Source organism: Pseudorhodoplanes sp. (genome assembly GCF_035565855.1).
In the GTDB taxonomy this organism is placed as follows: Bacteria; Pseudomonadota; Alphaproteobacteria; order Rhizobiales; family Xanthobacteraceae; genus Pseudorhodoplanes.
Window position 1 is genome coordinate 1 of the sequence record NZ_DATMRX010000350.1, and the last position, 4,728, is coordinate 4,728.

Here is a 4,728-nt window from a genome sequence, read left to right on the forward strand (position 1 = left end):
ACATCGGCCTTGAGCTCGGCATCCACCGGGACGAGATAATTCTCCCCGCCCACCTCCATGCCGTGTCCGGCATAGAACACGATGGCGATCTCCGAACCGCGCGCTCTGCGCGCGAAATCCAGAAGACCCCGCCGCATCGCGTCGAAGGTGCCGTCATTCACCTTCAGGACCTCGAATCCAAGCCGATCGAAGGCGGCGCTGACATCGGCGGCATCGTTGCCGGGATTGTCGAGCGGGGCGACGCTCTTGTAGGCGCCGTTTCCGATCACCAGCGCAACGCGCTTCGCCTGCGCCGGCGCTGCGGACAGCAGCATCGCGCACACGATCGTCGATGCGATTGAGAGGGCCGCCATTGCGGTGGCGCCGCTGACCACAATCGGATAGCGACGAAACATGGCCAGATCCCGCGGCGCCGCTTGCGTAGGAGGCCAGATTAATCGGTCGGCCATTCTTTGCAAATCGGCCCGCAGCACGCTGCGGAACAGCAACGGATCGGGAGATCGCTGGCGGTGACCGGCTGGCCGTTGCCGGCCAAGTCTTGGACCAGGTCTTAGGACCAGGTAGGGCCAGATCTTAGGCCAGGTCTACGGGCAGCTCTCTCAGGCGAAGCTGAGCAGTCCGGCGATCTCGGTCCTCGCCTCGCCAACGGCAGCACGGAGGTTATCCACACCCGCGCGGCAGCCCTCGACGTCGCCGGCCTTGGCCGCCGCCTCGACCGCGGCCGCAGCCCTTGCCATGGCAAAGGCGCCGATCCCGAGCGCCGAACCCTTCAGGGTATGGGCGGCGGCGGCCGCCACCGCTGCCGGCGCCTTCTCGATACGCTCCATCAGCAGGCCGACCTGACGCTCGAACAGCTCCAGCACATCGCGCTCCAGCGCACGGTCGCCGAGCGTCATCCGCGACAGGTGGACAAGGTCAATCGGCCGGTCCCCCGGGACAAGGGGGGGCGCCTTGACGGAATCCAGCGCCGTCTGTGTGATCTCAATCATCGCACGCCTCCGGAGCTCTATCGGCTCCTATCCCGACAATTTGGCCCGTAATCGGCCAAAGCGGGGTAAAAAATGGCCGATAAGACGCCGTCAGGGCTGGCCAAGTTCTGCGGTGGTTAACCGGGCGTGAGCCGACAGGGTTCCGCACCTGTGCCGAAATCGCACAGCGTTTAAGCCACACTGTTAACGATGATTAAGAAGGACTTAATGCAGAGAGTTTTATTCGGCACGGCAAGCCGGTAGGATAGCCACTGGCGGCTTTTGTCTTGGATTTCAGAACCTTCGGCGGCGGGATGGACCGGCCGGGGGTTTCGGGATGTTCGGACCCCGCCTGGCGGATTGTGCCTGTTGTGTCAGTGAGGCGGGGAACCAATGTCTAACAACCCGAAGAAGGTCGTGGATCCAACTGAAGCGGCCATGGCGGCAATCCAGGAGGCACTGAAAGTCAGAGACGCGGAGATGAACAGCCCAGCAGCGGCTTCGCGCCAGGCCGCTGACACTCCGCCCCCTGCCCCGGCCGCATCCGAACCCGCAATAACAACGGCAACCGCACCCGCGCGGGAGGAAGCCCGCAAGCCCGCCGCCGATACCAAGCCAAAACCTTCGCGGCGCCCGTCGCCTGAAGCCATCGCCCGGCTCGACGAAGAACTGAGCATCCCGGACGCACCTGCGGACGTCGTTCCGGGACAACCGGCGAACGATGACTGGAAGTCGGTCGGCCAGATTCTCCAATCGACGCGGATTCCTTCGTCCAAGCCACTCTTCATCGCCGCTGGCATTCTTTCGGTGGCCTGGTGCGTCTTTGCGATCATCCTGACGCTTCCGTATCTGCCGCAATTGCAGCAGAACTTCGCACCGACCTTGCTGGCGCTTCTGCTCACCTTCCTTGCGCCGGTCGGCTTCTTCTTCACCGTCGCGCACATGATCCAGCGCTCGCGCGAAATGCGCGCGCTGTCGCAATCCATGGCTGAAGTCGCGCTCCGGCTCTCGGAGCCGGAAGGGATCGCGCGGGAATCCATCGTCACCGTCGGTCAGGCCATCCGCCGCGAGGTCGCGGCCATGGGCGACGGCGTGGAGCGCGCATTGGCGCGCGCGGCTGAACTGGAATCGCTGGTGCAGAGCGAAGTCGCGGCGCTCGAACGCGCCTACAACGACAATGAAGTTCGCATTCGCGGCCTCCTCGACGATCTCGCCACGCAGCGCGACAGCCTGATCGGACAGGCCGAACAGGTGCGCAACGCGATCACCGGCGTGCATCTCGATCTCAATCAGGACATCACCGGGATCAGCGACCAGGTCGCATCCCAGGTCGCATCCGTGACCGACGGCATCACCCGCGATCTTCAGGAGAAGACCGCGCATATCACAACCACGCTCAATCGCGTCAGCGACGAGATGCTCGCCCAGCTCGGCGAACGCGCCGGGGAAATTCTCGAGCGCTTGCAGCAGACCGCGCAGGAAACCTCGCAGGCCGTCGACGCGATCAGCCAGTCGGCAGCGAGCTCCATCGAAAATTCCGGATACGCGACCACCGCGGCGATCGACTCTGCGGCCGAGCGGCTCAACGCCAGCCTCGCCTTCAAGACCGAGCATATTGCCGAGGAATTCGACGTGCTGTCGCAGAATCTCATCGAGATGATGCAACTGCGGCTCGCCAACGTGACCAACGATTTCTCGCAGCGATCGACCACCATCACCGAGCTGATGAGCGAACGTGCGAGCGAAATCTCCGCTGGCCTGCTGCAGGTTTCGGCGCAGACAGCCGAGAACCTCACGCAAGTTGCCGACCAGATCGCGGAAAGCCTCACCCTGCGCAGCGAGGAAGTGAACTCGACGTTGCGGGCCACCGGTGAATCGCTCGTGCTCGATCTCAGCCTGCGCGGCGGCGACGTCGTGCAGAAGCTCGAACAGACTGGCTCCAGCATCACCGAAACCATCCTGTCGCGCAGCGACGAGGTCATGGAAACCTTCCGCTCGTCGGCCGACGGCATCGCCGGCACGATCGGCACGCACGGCGACGCGCTCAAGGAAATGCTCGGGGCGCGGCTTGTCTCCTTCGAGGAAATGTTCACGCAGGGCGGCGCGGCTCTCGCCGAACGCATTGCCAACGATTCCTCCACCCTCGGCAATCTGATCACCCGCCATCTCGGCGAATTCGATCGCACCGTGAAGCTGCACGGCGCCGAACTCGTCGAACGGCTTGGAGACCGCACGCAATCCGTCACCGACGCGATGCGGTCCTGCATCGACAATTTCGACCAGCGGATCGGAGGCAAGACCGGCGAAATCACCGACGCGCTCGACCAGCGTCTGGTCCGCTTCCAGGAAGCGCTCGACAGCCGCAGCCAGAACCTCAACGAGGCGCTCGGCGGCCGTGTGCTCGAAATCGCCAAGACGCTGGCCGAAGGCGGCAAGGAGGTCGTCTCCGCCCTCGAGGCCCGCATTGCCAGTGTGACGGAGGCGATCGACTCGCGCGGCGGCAAGCTGTCCGAGACGCTCTCCTCGCGGGCCGAGGAGATCGACAGGGTGCTCGGCGTGCGTGCGACCGAGATCGCCGGCAATCTCGATTCCCGCATCAGCAAGTTCGAAGAATTGCTGGTCACGCGCACCGAGGCAGCCACCAGCCAGCTCGAAAGCCGCGGTCTCGGCGTCGCAGAAGCGCTGGTCGAAAAAGCGAGCCAGGCCGTTCGCTCGCTGGAAAGCGCCAGCACCGGCGCGGTCGAAAAGCTCCTCGAACGCTCCGACACCACCGTTCAGACCGTCGAAACCCGCGTGAAGCTCGCCGCCGAATTCCTGGCCGACCGCGCGAGCAAGATGTCGCTGGAGGTCGAAGGCCGGGTCAAATCCGCCAGCGAACTCCTGGCCGAGAGCGCCGACAAGGTCGCCGGCCATGTCGAAGCCCGCACCCGCGATGCAAGCGAGACGCTTACGACGCGCGCCGAACATGCCGCGGCGCAACTCGAACAGCGCACCCGCGCGGCAACCGATGTGGTGCTCGAACGCACCGAGAGCGTCGCGTCGCAGATCGAAAATCGCGCCAAGGCCGCGAGCGAGAATCTGGCCTCCCGCATCGAACTCGTGAGTTCGCAGATCGAAGACCGCACCAAGGCCGCGACCGACGACATCACCTCACGCGTCGAACTCGTGACCTCGCAGATCGAGGGCCGCACCCGCGCCGCGAGTGAGGACCTCGTCGTGCGGATCGACCATGTCGCCTCGCAGATCGAAGGCCGCACCAAGGCCGCGAGCGATGAGATGTCGACCCGCGCCGAACAAGTCGTTGCGCAGATTGAAGGCCGCACCAAAACCGCGAGCGAGGAGATATCGACCCGCGCCGAGCAGGTCGTCGCGCAGCTCGAAGGCCGTACCAGGACCGCGAGCGAAGAGATCTCCACCCGCGCCGAGCAGGTCGTCGCGCATATCGAGGGACGCGCCCGCGCGGCCACCGATGCGATCTCCGAACGCGCCGAGAACGCGGCGCTGCAGGTCGAGGGCCGCACGCGGACTGTGACCGACATCCTGACCGAGCGCGCCGATTACGCGGCAACGCAATTTGAAACGCGAGCGCGTGCGGCAACCGAGGTTCTCACCGAGCGGACCGAGCATGCCGCCGTTCAGATCGAAGGCCGCACGCGGGCCGCGGTGGATGTCATCGCCGACCGCGTCGACCAGGCCGCGACCCAGGTCGAAGGCCGCACCCGCGCCTTCGCCGATGCGGTGATCGAGCGTGCCGAGCAAG

At 65.1% G+C, this 4,728-nt stretch carries 2 protein-coding genes and 1 pseudogene; 1 reads left to right on the plus strand and 2 read right to left on the minus strand.

Features of this window, described 5'->3' with window-relative positions:
- Nucleotides 1–395, minus strand: a 395-nt coding sequence (locus tag VN004_RS20130; RefSeq protein ID WP_325613958.1) for a caspase family protein, incomplete at its 3' end; no start/stop codon positions are given.
- A 204-nt stretch (nt 396–599) separates the two neighbouring features.
- Nucleotides 600–989, minus strand: a complete 390-nt coding sequence (locus tag VN004_RS20135; RefSeq protein WP_325613959.1) for an Hpt domain-containing protein — start codon at nt 987–989, stop codon at nt 600–602.
- Between the two features lie 459 nt (nt 990–1,448).
- On the opposite strand from VN004_RS20135, the pseudogene VN004_RS20140 reads away from it, so the two are divergent.
- A pseudogene (locus VN004_RS20140) lies at nt 1,449–4,728 on the plus strand (hypothetical protein); the annotation flags it as partial.

Bases quoted from the DNA above. Each gene is read 5' to 3' on its own strand.
- VN004_RS20135 (WP_325613959.1), bottom strand. From the start codon at position 989: ATGATTGAGATCACACAGACGGCGCTGGATTCCGTCAAGGCGCCCCCC.